Annotated in this window: 17 protein-coding genes; 10 read left to right on the plus strand and 7 right to left on the minus strand. The window is 61.3% G+C overall.

The window, feature by feature from the left end:
• Positions 1–131 precede the first annotated feature (131 nt).
• From glpD to B5M07_RS16800, 9 genes are all read left to right on the plus strand, one after another.
• Positions 132–1,745, plus strand: coding sequence for a glycerol-3-phosphate dehydrogenase (gene glpD, locus B5M07_RS16760; RefSeq protein ID WP_254694009.1), 1,614 nt, complete (start codon positions 132–134; stop codon positions 1,743–1,745).
• A 13-nt stretch (positions 1,746–1,758) separates the two neighbouring features.
• Entirely contained in the window at positions 1,759–2,844 is a 1,086-nt protein-coding gene (locus B5M07_RS16765; protein WP_120352345.1) for an ABC transporter ATP-binding protein, read from the plus strand.
• Positions 2,844–3,929, plus strand: a complete 1,086-nt coding sequence (locus B5M07_RS16770) for an ABC transporter ATP-binding protein (RefSeq protein ID WP_120352346.1) — start codon at positions 2,844–2,846, stop codon at positions 3,927–3,929. Before B5M07_RS16765 ends, B5M07_RS16770 begins: the two co-directional genes overlap by 1 nt.
• Positions 3,926–4,798 (plus strand): carbohydrate ABC transporter permease, encoded by an 873-nt coding sequence (locus B5M07_RS16775; protein WP_067628794.1) that lies wholly within the window; start codon positions 3,926–3,928, stop codon positions 4,796–4,798. Before B5M07_RS16770 ends, B5M07_RS16775 begins: the two co-directional genes overlap by 4 nt.
• Positions 4,798–5,685 (plus strand): carbohydrate ABC transporter permease, encoded by an 888-nt coding sequence (locus B5M07_RS16780; protein WP_067628796.1) that lies wholly within the window; start codon positions 4,798–4,800, stop codon positions 5,683–5,685. Before B5M07_RS16775 ends, B5M07_RS16780 begins: the two co-directional genes overlap by 1 nt.
• 13 nt (positions 5,686–5,698) lie before the next feature.
• Positions 5,699–5,971, plus strand: coding sequence for a DUF2160 domain-containing protein (locus B5M07_RS16785; RefSeq protein ID WP_067936718.1), 273 nt, complete (start codon positions 5,699–5,701; stop codon positions 5,969–5,971).
• Between the two features lie 85 nt (positions 5,972–6,056).
• Positions 6,057–7,754, plus strand: coding sequence for an ABC transporter substrate-binding protein (locus tag B5M07_RS16790; protein WP_120352347.1), 1,698 nt, complete (start codon positions 6,057–6,059; stop codon positions 7,752–7,754).
• A 74-nt stretch (positions 7,755–7,828) separates the two neighbouring features.
• Positions 7,829–9,325: a glycerol kinase GlpK gene (gene glpK / locus B5M07_RS16795; RefSeq protein ID WP_120352348.1), complete on the plus strand. Its 1,497-nt coding sequence runs from the start codon at positions 7,829–7,831 to the stop codon at positions 9,323–9,325.
• The gene (locus tag B5M07_RS16800) at positions 9,289–10,461 is read left to right on the plus strand and encodes an iron-containing alcohol dehydrogenase (RefSeq protein WP_120352451.1); all 1,173 of its coding nucleotides are present in this window, start codon (positions 9,289–9,291) and stop codon (positions 10,459–10,461) included. The genes glpK and B5M07_RS16800 overlap by 37 nt, the downstream gene beginning before the upstream one ends.
• A 36-nt stretch (positions 10,462–10,497) precedes the next feature.
• Here the strand turns inward: B5M07_RS16800 and B5M07_RS16805 are convergent, their stop codons facing one another.
• The 7 genes from B5M07_RS16805 to B5M07_RS16835 form a co-directional block, all read right to left on the minus strand.
• The gene (locus B5M07_RS16805; protein ID WP_120352349.1) at positions 10,498–11,892 is read right to left on the minus strand and encodes a M20 family metallopeptidase; all 1,395 of its coding nucleotides are present in this window, start codon (positions 11,890–11,892) and stop codon (positions 10,498–10,500) included.
• A 2-nt stretch (positions 11,893–11,894) separates the two neighbouring features.
• Positions 11,895–13,478, minus strand: coding sequence for a gamma-glutamyltransferase (locus B5M07_RS16810; RefSeq protein WP_120352350.1), 1,584 nt, complete (start codon positions 13,476–13,478; stop codon positions 11,895–11,897).
• 4 nt (positions 13,479–13,482) lie between these two features.
• On the minus strand, positions 13,483–14,478 hold the full coding sequence (locus tag B5M07_RS16815) for an ABC transporter ATP-binding protein (RefSeq protein ID WP_120352351.1): 996 nt from the start codon (positions 14,476–14,478) through the stop codon (positions 13,483–13,485).
• The gene (locus B5M07_RS16820; RefSeq protein ID WP_120352352.1) at positions 14,475–15,473 is read right to left on the minus strand and encodes an ABC transporter ATP-binding protein; all 999 of its coding nucleotides are present in this window, start codon (positions 15,471–15,473) and stop codon (positions 14,475–14,477) included. Before B5M07_RS16820 ends, B5M07_RS16815 begins: the two co-directional genes overlap by 4 nt.
• Positions 15,474–15,476: 3 nt before the next feature.
• A complete protein-coding gene (locus B5M07_RS16825; protein ID WP_120352353.1) occupies positions 15,477–16,379 on the minus strand; it encodes an ABC transporter permease in 903 nt (300 codons plus the stop codon).
• Between the two features lies 1 nt (position 16,380).
• A complete protein-coding gene (locus B5M07_RS16830) occupies positions 16,381–17,298 on the minus strand; it encodes an ABC transporter permease (RefSeq protein WP_120352354.1) in 918 nt (305 codons plus the stop codon).
• A 114-nt stretch (positions 17,299–17,412) separates the two neighbouring features.
• Entirely contained in the window at positions 17,413–18,930 is a 1,518-nt protein-coding gene (locus B5M07_RS16835; protein ID WP_120352355.1) for an ABC transporter substrate-binding protein, read from the minus strand.
• Between the two features lie 165 nt (positions 18,931–19,095).
• Between B5M07_RS16835 and B5M07_RS16840 the strand changes: the two genes are divergently transcribed.
• Positions 19,096–19,878, plus strand: coding sequence for an IclR family transcriptional regulator (locus B5M07_RS16840; protein ID WP_067936249.1), 783 nt, complete (start codon positions 19,096–19,098; stop codon positions 19,876–19,878).
• The last annotated feature ends 35 nt before the right edge of the window (positions 19,879–19,913 follow it).

The raw sequence follows: 19,913 nt of genomic DNA on the forward strand, positions 1-19,913 counted from the left end.
CAGCAGGTTGTGGTTAGCATGTTCGATATACTGGTGAAACGAACATAAACGAAAATAAAACTTGTGCAGATGAGAGTCGTTTCGTAACACTGCCCCTAATTGGACAGTCTGAGCTGGGGGAGGGCCGGATTTTGAACCAACAGCCCGATAGCCATGTGCCCGCTGCCCCGGTCGATCTTTTCGTCATCGGTGGGGGCATCAACGGCGCCGGGATCGCGCGCGACGCCGCAGGACGGGGGCTGAGCGTGACCTTGGCCGAGATGAATGATCTGGCCTCGGCGACCTCTTCGGCCTCGACCAAACTGTTCCACGGCGGGCTGCGCTACCTTGAGTATTTCGAGATCGGCCTCGTGCGCCACGCGCTGACCGAGCGCGAAGTGCTGCTGAAAGCGATGCCGCATATCTCTTGGCCGATGCGTTTCGTGCTGCCCTATCACCGCGACATGCGGTTTGAGGGGGACACGCCGACCTCCAAATTGCTACGGCTGTTCATGCCTTGGATGCGGGGCCGCCGCCCGGCGTGGCTGATCCGCTTGGGCCTGTTTCTCTATGACAATCTCGGTGGTCGCGAGATCCTGCCCGCCACCCGCAGCCTGTCACTGCGCGGTACGCCCGAGGGGGCACCGCTGGAAGATCGCTTCGAGAAAGCCTTTGAGTATTCCGACTGCTGGATCGAGGATTCGCGCCTTGTGGTGCTGAACGCCCGCGATGCGGAATTGCGCGGCGCACGCATCATGACCCGGACCAAGGTGATCTCGGCCGACCGCAATGCCGAAGGTTGGGCTGTCACGGTGGAGCATGGCGCCGATGGTCAGCGCGAGGTGATCCAAGCGAAGATGCTGGTCAACGCGGGCGGCCCGTGGGTGGGCGAGATCATCCACAACACTGCGCGGCTGAACTCCTCCGAAGGGGTGCGGCTGGTGCGCGGCAGCCATATCGTGACCAAGCGGCTTTACGATCACGACAAATGCTATTTCTTCCAAGGCACCGATGGGCGGATCATCTTCACGATCCCCTATGAGCAAGATTTCACGCTAATCGGCACCACGGATGCGGATCACCCCGATCCTTCCGTCACCCCGGAATGCACCCCCGAAGAGCAGGATTACCTGATCAACTTCGTGAACGGCTATCTCAAGCAGGACATCACCCGCAAAGACATCGTCTGGACCTATTCCGGCGTGCGCCCGCTTTATGACGATGGGGCCAGCAGCGCCACGGCGGCCACGCGGGACTATACGCTCAAGGTGGACGAAACCGGCGGCGCGCCGATCCTCAATGTCTTTGGCGGCAAGATCACCACATACCGCAAACTGGCCGAAGACGCGCTGGATCTGATCGCCCCGCATTTTGGCGGGCTGTCGGATCATTGGACCGCTGGCGTGGCGCTGCCCGGCGGTGATTTCCCGGTGGACGGTGTCGCGCAGTTGATCGCGCGGTTGAAAGCGGATTATGACTTTCTTGATGAAAGCTGGGCAGCACGGCTGATCCGCGCCTATGGTACCGATGCATGGGCGATGATGGGCGCGGCGAAAACGCTCGCGGATATGGGCGAGCATTTCGGCGCGACCCTCACGGCGGGTGAGGTCGCGTGGCTGATGAACAAAGAATATGCCCTCAGCGCAGAGGACGTCGTTTGGCGCCGCAGCAAGTCGGGCCTGCGAATGGATGAGGCGCAGCTCGCGCGTCTTGATGAATGGATGCAGATGCGTGCAGCGAAACAAGCCGCCTCTGCGGCGGAATGAGGGGAGGACGAACGTGAGTTTGATCCTAAAAAACGTGTCGAAAACGGTGGGCGGTCAAACGCATATCCACCCGACCGACCTGACCTTGGAAAAGGGCACGATGAACGTGCTTTTGGGGCCAACGTCTGCGGGCAAGACCTCGCTGATGCGGCTGATGGCCGGGCTGGATGTGCCCAATACTGGCCAAGTGATCTGGAACGGCGAAGATGTCACCGGCATGCGCGTTCAAGACCGCAAAGTGGCGATGGTCTATCAGCAGTTCATCAACTACCCCTCGATGACCGTCTATGACAACATCGCCTCGCCGATGAAGCTGGTCGGTAAATCCAAAGACGAGATCGACCGCGCGGTGCGCGAAACCGCCGAGCTGATGCAGCTAACCCCGATGCTTGACCGCAAACCGCTGGAGCTTTCGGGCGGTCAGCAACAGCGCTGCGCCTTGGCGCGGGCACTGGTGAAAAACGCAGGGCTGGTGCTGCTGGATGAGCCGCTGGCGAACCTCGATTATAAACTGCGCGAAGAACTCCGCGCCGAGATTCCGCGCATCTTTGAACGCGCCGGGTCGATCTTTGTCTACGCCACGACAGAGCCGGAAGAGGCGCTGCTTTTGGGCGGCAACACCGCGACGCTTTGGGAGGGCCGCGTCACGCAATTCGGCCTGACGCCAAGCGTCTACCGTCGGCCTGAGAATGCCACGACGGCGCGGGTTTTCTCTGACCCGCCGATGAATTTTCTCAGCATGACCAAATCGGGCAACACGCTGCGGTTTGACGGCGGTGAAATGCCCGCGCCTGCCACGATGGCAAGCCTGAAAGACGGTGAATATACCGCCGGTTTCCGCCCCAACCACCTGACGCTAAGCGCGCAGGCCGCTGAGGCGATCGGCTTTGACGCGGTGCTGAATGTGACCGAGATTACGGGGTCGGAGACGTTTATCCACCTCGACTATCACGGCGCAAAATGGGTCGGGCTGGTGCATGGCATCCAGCACCTGAAGCCGGGTCAGCCGCTGTCGGTCTATCTGGATCCAGCGCATATCTATCTCTTTGACGCGAACGGGGCCCTCGTCTCTGCCGCGCCCTATGCGGAGGCGGCATAATGGCCAAGATCACGCTTGATAACCTTGCGCATTCCTATCTGCCGAACCCCGGCCATGAGGATGACTTTGCCCTCAAGGAATTGAACCACGACTGGATCGACGGCGAAGCCTATGCGCTTTTGGGCGCGTCCGGTTGCGGCAAGTCCACACTTCTCAACATCATTTCGGGGCTGTTGCAGCCTTCGCAGGGTCGCATCCTGTTTAACGATGTGGATGTAACCCACGCCCCCACCGCCGAGCGCAACATCGCGCAGGTGTTTCAGTTCCCGGTGGTCTACGACACGATGACGGTGCGCGATAACCTCGCCTTTCCGCTGCGCAACCGGGGCGCGGATGCCTCTTATGTTGCAGATCGCGTGCAGCAGATCGCGCAGATGATCGGCATGGAAGACGAGTTGAACCGCAAGGCGCGCGGCCTCACGGCGGATGCCAAGCAGAAGATTTCGCTGGGTCGGGGCATGGTACGCGAAGACGTGAACGCGCTGTTGTTCGACGAGCCACTGACGGTGATCGACCCGCACATGAAATGGGAGCTGCGCACGCAGCTCAAATCGCTGCACCATGAATTCGGCCACACGATGATCTATGTGACCCATGACCAGACCGAGGCGCTGACCTTCGCGGATAAGGTCGTGGTGATGTACGATGGTCGCGTGGTGCAGATTGGCACGCCGCAGGAATTGTTCGAGCGGCCCGCACATACTTTCGTGGGCTATTTCATCGGCTCGCCGGGGATGAACCTGTTTGACGCGCAGATCTCGGGCAATGCCGCGCAGGTCGCGGGCACGAACATCAACTTGAATAAAACTTACGCCCCCAAGGGCGGCAAAACCCAGCTGGGCGTCCGGCCCGAGTTTATCCGCCTCAATGGCGAAGGGCTGGGCCTGCCTGCCAAGGTAACGCGCGTCGAAGACGTGGGCCGCCACAAGATCATCCGCCTTGATGTGGCAGGTCAACCGGTCAGCGCCATTGCCGAGGAAGGCGCAACCGTGCCGAGCGAAAACACCGCGATCAGCTTCGATCCGGCGGGCATCAATGTCTATGCCGATGATTGGCGCATCAGCGCAGAGGGAGAGGCCGCATGAACAAGACCGTCAACCAAAAGGCATGGTTCCTTGTCCTGCCGGTTCTGATCCTCGTGGCCTTCTCGGCCGTGATCCCGCTGATGACCGTGGTGAACTACTCGGTGCAAGACACCTTTGGCCGCAATGAGTTCTTCTGGGCCGGTCTTGAGTGGTTCTCCGACATGCTCGACAGCGACCGGATGTGGGATGCTCTGGGCCGGCAGCTGATCTTTTCGGGTGTCATTCTGGCGATCGAAATTCCGCTGGGCATCTTTGTCGCGCTGAACATGCCGAAAAACGGGTTCTGGGCCAGCTTTTGTCTGGTGCTCATGTCGCTGCCGCTGCTGATCCCGTGGAACGTGGTCGGCACCATCTGGCAGATCTTTGGCCGCGTCGACATTGGCCTTCTGGGCTACACGCTCGACAAGCTCGGTATCACCTATAACTACACCCAAGACATCACCGCCGCTTGGATCACTGTTGTGGTCATGGACGTCTGGCACTGGACCTCGCTGGTGGCGCTCTTGGCCTATGCCGGGCTGCAATCCATTCCGGACGCTTACTACCAAGCCGCCAAGATCGACCAAGCCAGCCGTTGGGCCGTGTTCCGCTACATCGAACTGCCCAAGATGGCGGGGGTGCTAATGATCGCGATCCTGCTGCGCTTCATGGACAGTTTCATGATCTATACCGAGCCGTTTGTTGTGACGGGCGGCGGGCCGGGCAATGCCACGACCTTTCTCAGCATCGACTTGGTGAAAATGGCCATCGGCCAGTTTGACCTCGGCCCCGCAGCGGCGTTCAGCCTGATGTATTTTCTGGTGATCTTGTTGATCTCATGGGTGTTCTACACCGTGATGGTCAACCTCGACAAAAGGGATGGTGTGTGATGACCGACACAACCGTGCAAGCCCCCGGTGCCGCGCCCATTCCGGGTGACGTGACCACCGACAAACGCGCCCGCCGCAGCCGCTTTCGGCCCAAAGGGTCTGTGGTGGTGATGACCCTCTACCTGCTTTTCCTGCTGCTGCCGATCTACTGGCTGATCAACATGAGCCTGAAGACCAACGCAGAAATCTTGGGGAGCTTCTCGCTCTACCCGCGTGATTTGACGCTGGCGAACTATGCCAAGATCCTCACCGATCCGAGCTGGTATATGGGCTATGTCAACAGCCTGATCTATGTTGTGCTGAACACCGTGATCTCGCTCGCTGTGGCGCTGCCTGCGGCCTATGCTTTCTCGCGCTACAGCTTTATGGGCGACAAGCATCTGTTCTTCTGGCTGCTGACCAACCGCATGGCCCCGCCTGCCGTATTCGCGCTGCCGTTCTTCCAGCTCTATTCCTCGGTCGGGCTGTTCGACACGCATATTGCCGTGGCGCTGGCGCATTGTCTGTTCAACGTGCCGCTGGCGGTCTGGATCCTCGAAGGTTTCATGCGCGGCGTGCCGAAGGAGATTGACGAGACCGCCTACCTTGACGGCTACTCTTTCCCGCGCTTCTTCATCCGTATCTTCACCCCGCTGATTGCCTCCGGCATCGGTGTCGCGGCCTTCTTCTGCTTCATGTTCTCATGGGTCGAATTGCTGCTGTCGCGGACCCTTACTTCGGTCGACGCGAAACCCATCGCCGCCACCATGACCCGCACCGTTTCGGCCTCGGGCCTCGACTGGGGTGTTCTGGCCGCCGCCGGGGTGCTCACAATCGTACCGGGCGCTTTGGTGATCTATTTCGTCCGCAACTACATCGCCAAGGGCTTTGCCCTCGGGCGCGTATAAAGGGAGACCGCTTATGTCTTGGATGGCTTGGACCATGCCCACCGCGATCTTCTTCGGTGTCATCGCGCTGTTGCTTATCACCTTCACGATCCTCGCGATCAAATTTCCTGAGACGCCCCGCACCGGCATTCTCAGGATCGAAACAACCCGTGGTGACCGTCTGTTCATCACGCTTCTCGGCTCGGCCTTTATCAATTTGATCTGGCTGGGTTTCGAGGCGGGGCCGCAGCCCTATGCGCTGCTGGTCTGCCTTGCCTATGCCGCAGCCGTATTTCGCTGGGTCTAGGCGCTATCACGGCTGATCCCGGTTAATCGGGGCAGCCATACGACACGACCAAATGTCTAGGGAGGACATAATGAAACGATCTGTCATGAAATCGAGTACCGCACTTGCGGTCACGCTCGGTCTGCTCGCCGGACCAGCATTCGCGGATATGGATGCCGCGAAAAAATTCCTCGACGAGGAAATCGAACGCTCCGCGCTGAGCCGCGAAGAGCAAGAGGCGGAGATGCAGTTCTTCCTCGACGCTGCTGAGCCGTTCAAGGGCATGGACATCAAAGTGGTGTCCGAGACAATCACCACCCATGAATACGAGGCCAACGTGCTGGCCCCGGCCTTCACCGCGATCACCGGCATCAACATCACTCACGACCTGATCGGCGAAGGTGACGTGGTCGAGAAACTGCAAACGCAGATGCAGTCGGGCGAGAACATCTATGACGCCTATATCAACGACTCTGACCTGATCGGCACGCATTGGCGCTACAAGCAGGCGCGCAGCCTGACCGACTGGATGGCGAACGAAGGCAAAGACGTGACCAACCCCGGTCTGGATCTGGACGATTACATCGGCCTTGATTTCACCACGTCGCCTGACGGTGAGCTGTACCAGCTGCCCGACCAGCAGTTCGCCAACCTCTACTGGTTCCGCCAGGACTGGTTCACCGATCCTGAGTTGATGGCTGAGTTCAAAGAAAAATACGGCTATGAGCTGGGCGTGCCGGTCAACTGGTCTGCCTATGAGGACATCGCTGAGTTCTTCACCGGCCGCACCATCGACGGCGTCGAAGTCTTTGGCAACATGGACTACGGCAAAAAAGACCCGTCGCTTGGCTGGCGCTATACCGATGCGTGGATGTCCATGGCTGGCATGGGCGATGTCGGTGAACCCAACGGCCTGCCGGTCGACGAATGGGGCATCCGGGTCAACGAAAACTCGCAGCCCGTCGGTTCCTGTGTGACCCGTGGTGGTGCGACCAACGATGCGGCGGCGGTCTATGCGATCTCCAAATCCATCGAATGGCTTGAAAAGTACACGCCCCCCGCAGCCGCTGGCATGACCTTCGGCGAAGCCGGCCCGGTTCCTGCACAGGGTGCCATCGCCCAGCAGATGTTCTGGTACACCGCCTTCACCGCGGACATGGTGAACGAGAATGCCACTGCCGTGCTGAACGACGATGGCACGCCCAAGTGGCGCATGGCCCCCAGCCCGCATGGCGCCTACTGGAAAGATGGTCAGAAGGTTGGCTATCAGGACGTGGGCAGCTGGACGCTGATGGAAAGCACCCCCGTCGACCGCGCCAAGGCCGCATGGCTCTACGCGCAGTTCGTGACCTCGAAAACCGTTGATGTTGAAAAAGCCCACGCCGGTCTGACCTTCATCCGCGAGTCGACCATCCAGCACGAAAGCTTCACCGAACGTGCGCCGAAACTCGGCGGTCTGGTGGAATTCTACCGCTCCCCCGCACGCACCGCATGGTCGCCCACCGGGACGAACGTGCCGGATTACCCCAAGCTGGCGCAGCTGTGGTGGCAGAACATCGGCGACGCAATGTCCGGTGCGAAAACCCCGCAAGAAGCACTCGACAGCCTCTGCGCCGAGCAGGAAAAGGTCATGGAACGTCTTGAGCGCGCAGGCGTCCAAGGTGATCTGGGTCCGAAAATGAACGAAGAGCAGGAAGCCTCCTACTGGCTGGAACAGCCCGGCTCGCCGGTTGCCAAGCTCGACAACGAAGACCCCGAGCCTGAGACAATCAGCTACGAAGAGTTGATCAAGTCCTGGCAGTAAGCCAAACTTTGGGGGCCGGGGCGCAGCAGCGTTCCGGCCCTTTTTCATTCCATAAGACAACCGGGGGCTGCGCCATGACCCATATCCTCGCCATTGATCAAGGAACCACATCCTCGCGGGCGATCCTTTTTGACGGCAACATGGCCGTGACGGCCACCGCCCAAGAAGAGTTTCCGCAGCATTTCCCCCGTTCCGGCTGGGTTGAGCATGATCCCGGCGATCTGTGGTCCACCACTGCGGGCACCTGCCGCGCGGTGATCGAAAAAGCAGGCCTGCGCCCCGATGACATCACCGCCATCGGCATCACCAACCAACGTGAGACGACGCTGGTCTGGGACGCCAAGACCGGCCAGCCAGTCTATAACGCCATCGTTTGGCAAGACCGCCGCACTGCCGATTTCTGCCGCGCGCTGCGCGAGAGTGGTGACGACAAGATCATCACCGAACGCACGGGCCTGCTGGCCGATCCTTATTTCTCCGGCACCAAGCTGAAGTGGATTTTGGATAACGTCGACGGGGCGCGCGACCGCGCACAGGCGGGCGAGTTGCTTTTCGGCACGGTCGACAGCTACCTGATCTGGAAGCTCACAGGCGGCGCGCGCCATGTGACTGATGCCACCAACGCCGCGCGCACCATGCTTTATGACATTCACAAGGGCCGATGGAGCACGACGATCTGCAAGATGTTCGACATTCCCGTCGAGATGCTGCCCGAGGTCAAAGACTGCGCCGCCGATTTCGGCATGACCCGTCCCGATCTGTTTGGCCGCGAGATTCCGATCCTTGGTGTGGCAGGCGACCAGCAGGCGGCGACCATCGGGCAGGCTTGCTTCCAACCGGGCATGATGAAGTCGACCTATGGCACGGGCTGTTTTGCGCTGCTGAATACGGGCGAAACGGCGGTGACTTCAACCAATCGCCTGCTGACCACCATTGCCTATCAACTCGACGGCAAGCCAACCTATGCGCTCGAAGGGTCGATTTTCGTCGCTGGTGCCGTGGTGCAATGGCTGCGCGACGGGCTTAAGATGATCCGCGAGGCGAGCGAGACTCAAGCACTGGCCGAACAGGCCGATCCGCATCAGAATGTGGTGCTGGTGCCCGCCTTCGTCGGCCTCGGTGCGCCTTACTGGAACGCGGAGTGTCGCGGCGCGATCTATGGGCTGACGCGCAACTCCGGCCCCGCGGAACTGGCCCGCGCGGCGCTGGAAAGCGTCGGCTACCAGACCCGCGATTTGCTGGAGGCGATGCAGGCGGATTGGGCCGCACAGGGGCAGGCGGGCGAGATCGCCACCCTGCGTGTCGACGGCGGGATGAGCGCCAGTGACTGGGCGATGCAGTTCCTGTCCGACGTGATCGGCGCCTCGGTCGACCGTCCTGATGTGCTGGAAACCACGGCGCTTGGAGCGGCATGGTTGGCGGGGCAGCGGGCGGGCATCTATCCGGACATGGAAGGCTTTGCCCGCGAATGGGCGCTTGATCGGCGGTTTGAAATGGAGATGGATGCGGCGACGCGGGATGAGAAATACGGTGCATGGAAGCGCGCTGTAAACGCCACGTTGCAATTCTGATGGAGGGGATCGCAGCCTTTGGTTTCGCCACCGCTGGGCGCATCCGCTTTGGCCGTGGGACCGCTTCAGAAGCCGTCGACGCCGCGCTCAGCTTTGGCCGCCGGGTGCTGATTTTACGCGGTGGATCCGTCGCTTGGGTCGATGAGCTCAGCCGTTACCTGACGGCGGCTGGATGTGACGTGACCGAGGTCCGCAGCAGCGGCGAACCCTCGGTCGAGGATGTCCGCTCTGCCGCTCTGGCAGGGCGCGGAGCGCAGGTGGTGCTGGGCGTCGGCGGAGGGGCGGTCATCGACCTTGCCAAAGCCGCAGCGGCGCTGATCCCGTCGGATTGCGACGTGATGGAACATCTCGAAGTCGTGGGCGCGGGCAAGCCGTTGCAAGCCGACCCGCTGCCGATGATCGCGATCCCCACCACCGCAGGCACCGGGGCCGAGGTGACAAAAAACGCCGTCATCGCCGTGCCAGACGCCGCGCGAAAAGTCAGCCTGCGCGACGACCGAATGCTGCCGCGTTTGGCCTTGGTCGATCCTGCGCTGACGGATGGCGCGCCGCGCGGCGTCACGTTGGGGTCGGGCCTTGATGCGTTGGTGCAGGTGATCGAGCCCTATCTTTCAAGCAAAGCCAACCCGCTCAGCGATGCGCTCTGCCGTGCCGCGATTCCGCAGGGGATTGCCGCGCTCAAACGTCTGGCGGCGGGCGAAGACCCTGCCGCGCGGGACGCGATGGCCTATGTCAGCCTGTCGGGCGGTTTGGCGCTGGCGAATGCGGGCCTCGGCGCTGTGCATGGGCTGGCCGGTGTGATCGGCGGGCAGTTTGGCGCGCCGCATGGGTTGATTTGTGGGCGTCTGCTGGGGCCGGTGCTGGCCGCCAATAGTGATGTGCTCGGTGCCTCCCGGCGGTTTTCAGAAGTGCAGACATGGCTGGCAGAGGGTTTTGATCTGCCTGAGACCGGCACATTCACCGCCCTCTCGGCCCTGCTTGACGATTGGGGGCTGGAGCGTCTGAACCGCTGGATCCCCGAAGGGACCGACCTTGTAGAGACTGCGCAGGAAGCGGCGGCGTCTTCCTCCATGCGGGCAAACCCCTGCGCCCTCAGCCAAGATGCGCTGGAAAATTGCATCCGGGCTGCGCTGTAAGTCGGGCAGGGGCCGGTTGCCCCCGCCCGTTTGTTCTCACGCGGCACGCGGCGGTGTATTGCCGTCGCCCAGGTCCCAGAACACGCCCGCCATCACCCGCAGCGCATCGCGGCAGACGGGTTTCAGCACATGTTCATCCGGCGCGTGCTGCGAACAGCTGCGATAGGAATGCGGCACCCAGACCGTCGGCAGACCCAGAATATCGCTGAAACTGTCGTTGGGCAGGGAGCCTGCAAGGTTCGGCAGGATATGTGGCGCTTTTCCGGCGCTTTTCGTGAGGGAGGCCGCCACGAACTTCACCCAAGGGTGATCCGCATCCAGCCGCGTCGCGCGGAAGAAGCCACGGTCATGCGGCTCGATCCGCACCTCCTCGAACCCGTGTTTATCAAGGTGACGCCGCAGCGCGGGCAGGATGTCTTCGGGATCGGTGCCGACCACATAGCGCAATTGGCAAGTGGCGGTGGCATGGGCCGAGATCGCGTTGACCGGCGCTTCGGGGACGCCGCTTTTCATCGCGAGAATGGCAAAGCTGTTCCAGCCATAGGCGCGCTCGACCGGGGACAGGTCTTCTTCGCCCCAGTCGGTGTCGATGGCGGGGCCATCATCGCTTTCGATCGGCAGGTCTTTCAGCGCGTCGCGGACCGAAGGTGTCAGACTGTCAGGGCGCCATTCAGCGATCTGGATTTGCCCGCGTTTGTCGGTGATGGTCGCCAGCGCTTGGGCCAAGATCATCGCCGGATCGGCAAGCAAGCCACCCCAATTGCCCGAGTGATGCGCCCCGTCGCGTTTGTCGATGATCAGATCGAAAGAGACCCCGCCGCGCGAGCCCATGAACATGGTCGGCACATCGGGTTGCAGGCGCGGTCCGTCCGAGGCGATCAACACATCCGCCGTCAGCTTCTCGCGATGTTCGGTAAAGAACTCTGGCAAGCCCGCGCTGCCGGTCTCTTCGCTCATCTCGATCACGATGCGGCAGTTGAACCCCAGCTTGCCGCGGGTCTTCAGCACGGCTTCCAGCGCCGCGATATTGATCAGGTGTTGGCCTTTGTTGTCGGCGGTGCCACGGCCATACAGCTTGTCGCCTTCCTCAACCAGTTTGAAGGGATGCAGCCCCTCGCGCCACTGGTCGGTTTGGGCGCGGATCACGTCGCCATGGCCATAGGTCAGCACGGTCGGCAGATCGTCGCCCTCGCGGCGCTCACCGACCAAAAGCGGCCCGCCGCGTGGGTCGGGGTTGTCGTGCAGCGAACAGGTAAAGCCCATCGCGGTCAGGCGCGGCTTCATCGTCTCGGTCAGGTAGCGCATGAGTTCAGGCGCTTGGTCGGGGTTCTGGCTTTCGGTCTCGTAAGAGACGAGGGTGCCCAATTCGGATTGGAATGTGCCGTCGTCGAAATAGGTCGTGATCGCTTGGATCGCGCTGTCGCGGGTCATGCTTAAAGGTCCTTTGTCATATCTTCGGAAACGGCGTCGCCCCAGGGCGACATGATCTCGGTGCAGCCGGAATTGCGTCCCGCGTCGCGCATTACACCTGCGGGGCAGGCAAAGGCGTAGGGAAAGATCGTGCGTTTGGTCTCGGCAACGGTGCTGTCTTCGCGCAGACGGTCCAGCACATCGCGCGGCAGGTCTTCGTCGGCGATGAGTTGGTTCGCGTCCGAAGCGTCGATCCGGGGCGCGTGGAAGCTTTCCTCCAACGACATGTCGAAATCGGTGACGAAGGACGACAGTTGCGCCACCGCGCCGAGGATCTTGCGCCCGCCGGAGGCCCCAAAGGCAAAGCGTTTGTCACCCTGTTCGCCGACCACCGGGCAGACGTTCATCAAGCAGCGTTTGTCCGGGCCGAGCGAGTTTGGGCGGCCCTGAACGGGATCGAACCACATGATGCCGTTGTTCATCAAAAACCCGGTCGACGGCGAGACGACCCGCGAGCCGAAGATCGACAGCAGTGTCTGGGTTTGCGCCACCATATTGCCGTGACGGTCGACGACCGAGAAATGCGTGGTGCAGCCCGGGGCCTCGGGGCTTTCGCCGGTGTCGCCCATCGATCCGAGCCGCCGCGCATAAGCGCCCTTTAGCGCCGCAGCCATCGCGGCATAGCTGTCGGGGCCGGGAGCGCTGCCGAGGTCTTCGGTTTCCAGCGAGGCAAAGGTATCGCGGAAGGTCGGGCCAGCGGTCAGCCCCGGCACCACATGGAACCGCGCGTCGCGGTAGGCGAAATCGAGCGGGGCGTGGAACTCGGCCCGGTAGGCTTGCAGGTCTTCGCGCGAGAGGCTGCCGCCCTTGTCCTGGACATCCTTCGCCATGGCCGCGCCAAGGTCACCGTCATAGAGCGTCCGCGCCCCATGGCGCGCGATCTGATCAAGGCTGTCGGCCATGCGCGATTGATCCAGCCGCTTTTCGGCCAGCGCGGTCCAACCGCTGATCGTTGGCCATTGCCCATCTTCGAGGAAAACCGCCGCAGCATCCGCATCTTTGGCCAATTCGCGCGTGCACGAGGCAATGACGAGTGCGGCATACCAATCCACCGTCAGCCCCTTGCGGGCGTGGTCAATCGCGGGCGACAGCAGTTCGCCCCAAGGCATCTTGCCAAAGCGCGCGTGCGCTTGGCCCAGCCCATCGACCACACCCGGCACTGCGATGGCCGTCGCACCCTGCACGTTGCGGTCACCTTCGACATGCTCCCACGGAAAAAGATCGCCCGCCTTACCGCGCCCGCTGAGTGGATAGTTCGCCGGGTTAAGCGCGCCGGGGCTGCGCATACCGTGGTTTAGCGCATGGGCCTGACCTTCTTTAGCGCGCCAAAGCATCATTGCCCCGCCCCCGGCAGGGCCGCTCATCCATGGCTCCAGCACCCCGATGACAAATGAGGTGGCCACGGCTGCGTCTACCGCGTCGCCCCCTGCCGCCAGCACCTCGGCCCCCGCAAGTGCTGCCAGACGGTGCTGTGCGGCGACGACGCCGTGTTCGGTTTCGATGACGGTTTTGCGGGTTTGACTGCTGTGCGACAGGTTCAATGACATGGGATTACTCCTGCTCGTACATGGGGGTTTCCGGATCGTGCAGATGGCAGGCTACATAGCCCTCCGGGATCGGGATGTGGCGCGGCGCCTTTTGCTTGCACAGGTCCGTCGCGCGCGGGCAGCGCGGGTGGAAATGGCAGCCCGGCGGCGGCGCGATGGGGTTGGGGTAGGCCATGCCAAGCTGCGTGTCCGGCACGCCCAAGCCCGGCTCTGGCGTCAGTACGGATTTCAGCAAGGCCTTAGTGTAGGGGTGACGCGGGGCGTCAAAAAGCCCGGCGACCGAGTTCTGCTCCACGATCTCGCCCAGATACATCACCGCCACGCGGGTCGCGAGGTGTTCGACCACCGCGAGGTCGTGGCTGATGAAAAGGTAGGTCAGGCCGAATTCTTCGCGCAGCTCGCCCAGAAGGTTGAGAATTTGGCTCTGCACCGACACATCCAGCGCCGAGGTCGGCTCGTCGCAGATCACCACCTCGGGCTTCATGATCAGCGCGCGGGCAATCGCCACACGCTGCCGTTGGCCACCGGACATTTGGCTGGGGTAGGTGTTCATCACGCGCTGCGGCAGGCCGACAACGTCGAGGATTTCTTTGACCTTCTTCTTGCGGCTGGCCTCATCCCCGATGCCATGTACCCGCAGCGGCAGAGAGATCACGTCATAGATGCTTTTGCGTGGGTTGAGCGAGGAATAAGGGTCCTGAAAGATCGGCTGGATGCGCCGGGCCAGCGCCAGACGGCCCTGCTGCGTGATCTCTTCGCCGTCGATTTTGACGTGACCGGCAGTGGGTTGCTCCAGCCCCAAAAGGATCTTGGCGAGGGTGGATTTCCCGCAACCGGATTCACCGACCAGTCCCAGCACTTCGCCTTTGCCCAGTTGCAGCGATACGTCGTTCACGGCTGTCAGCGGTTTGACCTTGCCGAACATGCCCTGTTTCACCCGGTAGGTTTTGCTGACGCCCGAAAGCTCCAGCACCGGGGGGGTGTTTACGCTGTCCTTCATACGGTCAGCTCCTTCTCAGAATGGCGCTTGCCATCGGGGAAAATGCAGCGGAAGGCGTGGTTGCCCTCCTCTCTTTTCGGGATCTCGCCCCGGCATTCGGCAACCGCATGCGGGCAACGGGTGCGGAAGACGCAGCCTTCGACTTCGCCCACCAGCGAGGGCACGATGCCCGGAATGGTCCCCAGTTTCGCGCCGCGGTCGGTCTTGCCGGGCAGGGGGATGCAGCGCAGCAATCCGCGGGTATAGGGATGCGAAGGCGCGTTGAAGATGTCGCCCACCGGGCCGGTCTCGACCAACTCGCCCGCGTACATCACCGCGACCTTGTCGGCCACGCGGGCCACGACACCGAGGTCATGGGTAATCAAGATCACCGCCATGTTCATCTCGCGCCCCAGATCGTGCAGCAGCCGCAGGATCTGTGCTTGGATGGTCACATCAAGCGCGGTTGTCGGCTCATCCGCGATGATTAGTTCTGGCTCGCACATCAGCGCCATGGCGATCATCACACGCTGGCGCAGACCGCCCGAGAGCTGGTGCGGATACTGCGAAAGACGGCTCTCTGCGGCGGTGATGCCGACTTTCTCCAGCAGTTCAATCGCCCGGTCCCGCGCCTGTTGGCGGCTGACCTTGCGGTGCAACAGCAGCGCCTCGGCCAGCTGATCCCCGATCGTATAGGCGGGGTTCAGCGAGGTCATCGGCTCTTGAAAGATCATCGCCATCCGCGCGCCGCGCAGCTTGCGCATCTGGCCTTGGCTGGCGGTGGTCAACTCGGTGCCATCAAAGGTCATCCGATCCGCGTTTCGCTTGATGGATTTGCCCAAGAGCCCCATCAGCGCGAGCGAGGTGAGCGATTTGCCCGACCCGCTTTCGCCAACGATACACAGGGTCTCGCCACGGTTAAGATCAAAGTCGATCCCACGCACCGCATGCAGGGTGCCGCCGCCCGTGGGAATGTCGAGCCGCAGATTGCGGACACTCAAAAGAGGTTCTGTCATGGGTCAGCTCCGGTTTTCGGGGGCGGTCACGTCGCGCAGGCCGTCACCCATCAGGTTGATCGCCAGCACCAGCACGAAAAGGACAGCGCCGGGGATCAGCACGAGCCACGGCTCGAACAACATCATGTTCTTACCTTCAGAGACCATAAGCCCCCAGCTTGGCGTCGGGGGTTGCACCCCAAGGCCGAGGAAGGACAGCGCCGCTTCGAGCAAGATCGCATGGGCCATTTCCAGCGTCACGACGACGATCAAGTTGTTGGCGATGTTCGGCATGATCTCGGATAGCAAGATGCGCGGGGTCGAGGCACCGATGACCTGTGCCGCCGCCACGTATTCGCGCCGCCGCACCTGCATGGTCGAGGCGCGCATCACCACGGCGAAACGGTCCCAGAGCAGCAGACCCAGAACGCCGATCACGACCTGTAGCGAGCCGCCGAGGATTGCGACGACCGCGAGGGCCACCAGCACCACGGGCATCGCCAGACGCACGTTGATGAGGAAGGTCACGACCGCATCAACCTTGCCACCGAAGTAGCCCGCAGCCACGCCCATGGCCGTTCCGATCACGCCAGAGATCAGCGCCGCCACGGCCCCGATCAACAGCGATATCCGTGCGCCATAGATCAAGCGTGACAGGTAATCGCGGCCAAGGTGGTCGGTGCCCAAGGGATGCTCCCAATCGCCGCCAAGGAACACAGGCGGCTCCATCCGGGTCATCAGGCTTTGGGCATAGGGGTCATGGGGTGCGATCCATGGGGCGAGGATCGCGATGATCGTGAGGATGATCAGAACGATCGCCCCGATCAGCAGACCTTGGTGCCCAAAGACGCGCTTGCGCAGCATCTGGCCGGGGGTCGGGCCGGTGATTTCGTCCAAAAGGCTGTCATGTGTACCAGCGGTGATCATGTCAGCTGCTCCTCATGCGGGGGTCGAGCCATGCGTTGAGCACGTCTGCGAGGAAGGTGAAAACGATGTAGAACATCGAGAAAATCAGGATCAGCGCCTGTACGGTGGGCAGGTCATTCCGCGCGATGCTTTCCCACGCCAGATAGCCCGCGCCATGCAGGGCAAAGATCGATTCAACCACGATGGAGCCGCCCAGCATGAAGCCCATCTGCACGGCGGCAAGGCTCACCACCGGGATGATCGCGTTGCGCAGCGCATGGCGGAACAGCACGCGGCGTTCATTGGCCCCCTTGGCCCGCGCGGTGCGGATATAGTCGGAGTTCAGAACATCCAGCATCCCGGCGCGCGTCAAGCGCATGATGGCGGGCATCGCGTAATAGCCCAGCACGATGGTCGGTAGAATGAAATGACGCCAAGTCTCGGTGCCCGATGGCGGTAGCCAGCCCAGTTGGATGGCAAAGACAACAATCAGGATCAAACCGAACCAAAAGCTGGGCATCGCTTGCCCAGCGACCGAGATGAACAGCGCCACACGGTCGATGATCGAATTGGGGCGGATCGCGGCGACCACGCCAAGCGGCACGGCAGTCAGCAGCGCGAAGGTGATGCCGCAGACGCCCAGTATCATGGTAACACTGAGACGGTCGGCAATGAGCGAGGCAACCGGCAGGCGGAAATAGTAGCTCTCGCCAAAATCGCCCTGCATGGCCGAGAACAGCCATTCGCCATATTGCACCAGCATCGGACGGTCAAAACCGTAAAGGCGGCGCAGGGCCTCGACATCTTCGCCACTGGCGGTTTCGCCCGCAAGTGCTGCGGCAGGGTCGCCCGACAGGAACAGCAGGCTAAAGCTGATAAACGACACGGTGAAGGCCACGAGAAGGGCCAGTCCCAATCGTTTGAGAATGAATTGAAGCACGGGTGCAACTACCTTGAGGCTGCGCCGCAGGCGGATGGCCTGCCGCGTGGGTCTGGGTGGGGTGCGGAAAAAGCAAGCGCAGGGGCACCGATCACGGCGCCCCTGCAGATTGGTTTACTTCCAGCTGGCCGTGGTGAAGCGCAGAACTTCGTCGGCTGTGGGCGTGTATTCCACCTCATTGGTGGTCACGTAGTTGGTGTTGTAGGAGAACATCGGCGCCCAATAGGCTTCCTCGGTGATGCGTTCGATCGCTTTGGAGTAGTTCTCTTTGCGGACCTCTGGGTCGGTCGAGCTGTCGGCTGTGTTGAGGTATTCCAGCGTCTCATCGTCCATCGCATAGTCGAGCGAGCCATGCTTGAAGAACTGGCTGACCATGGCGGAGGCGTCGTTGATCGAATAGCTGCCCCATGTCTGGAACGACACGGCGGTTTCGCCCTTCATGTTCTGCTCGCGCAGGGCGGAATACTGCAGCATTTTGAAGTTGGTATCGATGCCCACAGCGTTCAGATAGCTTGAGATCGCTTCGGCATATTCGCGGTCACGGTAGGCGTAGAAGTCGATGGTCAGACCATCTTCATAGCCCGCTTCGGCCAGCAGTTCCTTGGCTTTTTCGGGGTTGTACTCATACTCGACCGCGGCCTCTTCATCGCAGCCGAACTGGCTGGGGAAGCAGGGGGTGTAGACGACTTTAGACTTGCCCTTGAGCAACGCATCAACCAGTTCCTGACGGTTGATCGCATAGTTCACCGCTTTGCGCACACGGATGTCGGTGAAGGGGCTGTCTTCCGAACGGCCCGCCGCATCCAACGTCAGATAACCGACGCGCATGGTGGATTCGTTGGAGACCTGAAACTCATCCCGCTCGGCCAGTTTCTCGGCTTGGTCCGAAGGCACCTGCCAGATCAGGTCGAGCGACCCGCTGAACAGTTCCGCCATCTGGGTGTTCACATCCGGGATGGTGCGGATGTCGACGTTTTTGATGCTGGGCTTGCCTTTGGGGCTGTCATGGTAACCTTCATAGGCTTCCAGCTTGAAGTGCTGGCCGGGGACGACTTCGGTCACTTTGTAGGGGCCGGTTCCGACGGGTTTGAGGCCCATGCCTTCGGGGCCAGCTTCTTCGTAGTAGTCGCTGGGGTACATCGACACGGGGCCGGACAGGAATTCGATGGCCGCTGGGAATTTCTCTTTCAGCATGATCCGCACGGTGTAATCGTCGATCTTCTCGGCCGATTTCATCCAGTTCACGTTGCGCTGTGTTTTCACGCCGTTGGCCTCATCGGCCACGTAGTTGACGGTGAACACCACGTCATCGGCGGTGAAGTCCGACCCGTCGTGGAATTTCACACCTTCGCGCAGTTTGAATTCGATGGTCGTGTCGTCGATCCATTCCCATTCGGTGGCGAGGTTGCCCATGTATTCGTTGCTGACCGGATCGCGGTAGATCAACCCGTCCCAGACGGCGCGCTGCAGCACAACGCCTTCGCGCGATGAGTTGAAGTAGCTGTCGACGTTCTCAAGCTCTTTGGTGAAGGCGACGTTCAGCGTGTCGTCTGCCTTGTCCGCCCAAGCCGCACCCGTGGCGGCGGCAAGGATAAGGCCGGTGATGGTAGATTTCAGGACCGTGGATTTCATGGTCAACTCCCCTGTTGGTTTACGAATTTAGTTCCGTATCGTTTTTGACTTGCGAAGCGTATCATATAATAATACTTGATATCGCTATACGATTAGTAAACGCAATGAGCTTGGCATACGTCAAGCCCCGGTTTGAACAATTGGGCCGGTTTCAGGGGTAGGTGATTGGAAAAGAAGCAAAATACGCTCTATGTGGGATCACTTGCCAAGGGGCTGCGACTGCTCCGCGCTTTTGATGAATCGCATACGGAATTGTCACTGGTAGAGCTGGCCGCGCGCAGCGGGCTGGACAAAAGTGCCGTGCAACGCCTTGCGAATACGCTGCATATCGAAGGCATGTTGGAGAAGGATCCGGCCACCCGGCGCTATCGCCCCTCCCATGCATGGCTCGAACTGGCCTATGCTTATTACTGGTCAGATCAACTGGTCGGGCAGGCGATTCCCAAGCTGATCGACCTCAGCCAAGAGATCGGTGAGACGGTGAATCTGGCCGAGCTTTCCAAGGACCATATCATCTACGTCAGCCGCTTGCCCTGCCAACGGACCTACTTCGCGGCGACGGTGATCGGGCGGCGGCTGCCTGCGCTTTCGACATCGGCGGGGCGGGCGATCATCTCGACCTTCTCGCCCGAAGACCGGGAAGAGGCGATTGAGACTTGGCCGCTCAAGCCCTTTACCGCGCGCACCACGATGGACCGCGCCACGATCCGCAACAGCATCAATGAGGCCGTCCAACATGGCCATGCGATTTCAAGCGATCAGATGATTCTGTCAGAGATCGGTGTGGCCTGCCCGATCACCGGCCCCGACGGGCGCGCCTTTGCGGCGGTGCAATGTTCGGTCTCGGCTCACACCTGGACGCGCGAGCGGATCAGGGCCGAAATTCTGCCGCGGTTGCAGGACACGGCGAACGCGATTTCACCATCCTCACAGGTGCATCGGCGCTAGAAAAAGGCCGGAGCATTTCGCCCCGGCCTTTGATT

Origin of the sequence: Sulfitobacter sp. D7, assembly GCF_003611275.1 — a bacterium.
GTDB lineage: Bacteria > Pseudomonadota > Alphaproteobacteria > Rhodobacterales > Rhodobacteraceae > Sulfitobacter > Sulfitobacter profundi.

Coding starts and splice junctions, on each gene's coding strand:
- B5M07_RS16770 (WP_120352346.1), top strand. CDS start 2,844: ATGGCCAAGATCACGCTTGATAACCTTGCGCATTCCTATCTGCCGAAC.
- B5M07_RS16775 (WP_067628794.1), top strand. CDS start 3,926: ATGAACAAGACCGTCAACCAAAAGGCATGGTTCCTTGTCCTGCCGGTT.
- B5M07_RS16780 (WP_067628796.1), top strand. CDS start 4,798: ATGACCGACACAACCGTGCAAGCCCCCGGTGCCGCGCCCATTCCGGGT.
- B5M07_RS16785 (WP_067936718.1), top strand. CDS start 5,699: ATGTCTTGGATGGCTTGGACCATGCCCACCGCGATCTTCTTCGGTGTC.
- B5M07_RS16790 (WP_120352347.1), top strand. CDS start 6,057: ATGAAATCGAGTACCGCACTTGCGGTCACGCTCGGTCTGCTCGCCGGA.
- glpK (WP_120352348.1), top strand. CDS start 7,829: ATGACCCATATCCTCGCCATTGATCAAGGAACCACATCCTCGCGGGCG.
- B5M07_RS16800 (WP_120352451.1), top strand. CDS start 9,289: ATGGAAGCGCGCTGTAAACGCCACGTTGCAATTCTGATGGAGGGGATC.
- B5M07_RS16805 (WP_120352349.1), bottom strand. CDS start 11,892: ATGACCCGCGACAGCGCGATCCAAGCGATCACGACCTATTTCGACGAC.
- B5M07_RS16810 (WP_120352350.1), bottom strand. CDS start 13,478: ATGTCATTGAACCTGTCGCACAGCAGTCAAACCCGCAAAACCGTCATC.
- B5M07_RS16815 (WP_120352351.1), bottom strand. CDS start 14,478: ATGAAGGACAGCGTAAACACCCCCCCGGTGCTGGAGCTTTCGGGCGTC.
- B5M07_RS16820 (WP_120352352.1), bottom strand. CDS start 15,473: ATGACAGAACCTCTTTTGAGTGTCCGCAATCTGCGGCTCGACATTCCC.
- B5M07_RS16825 (WP_120352353.1), bottom strand. CDS start 16,379: ATGATCACCGCTGGTACACATGACAGCCTTTTGGACGAAATCACCGGC.
- B5M07_RS16835 (WP_120352355.1), bottom strand. CDS start 18,930: ATGAAATCCACGGTCCTGAAATCTACCATCACCGGCCTTATCCTTGCC.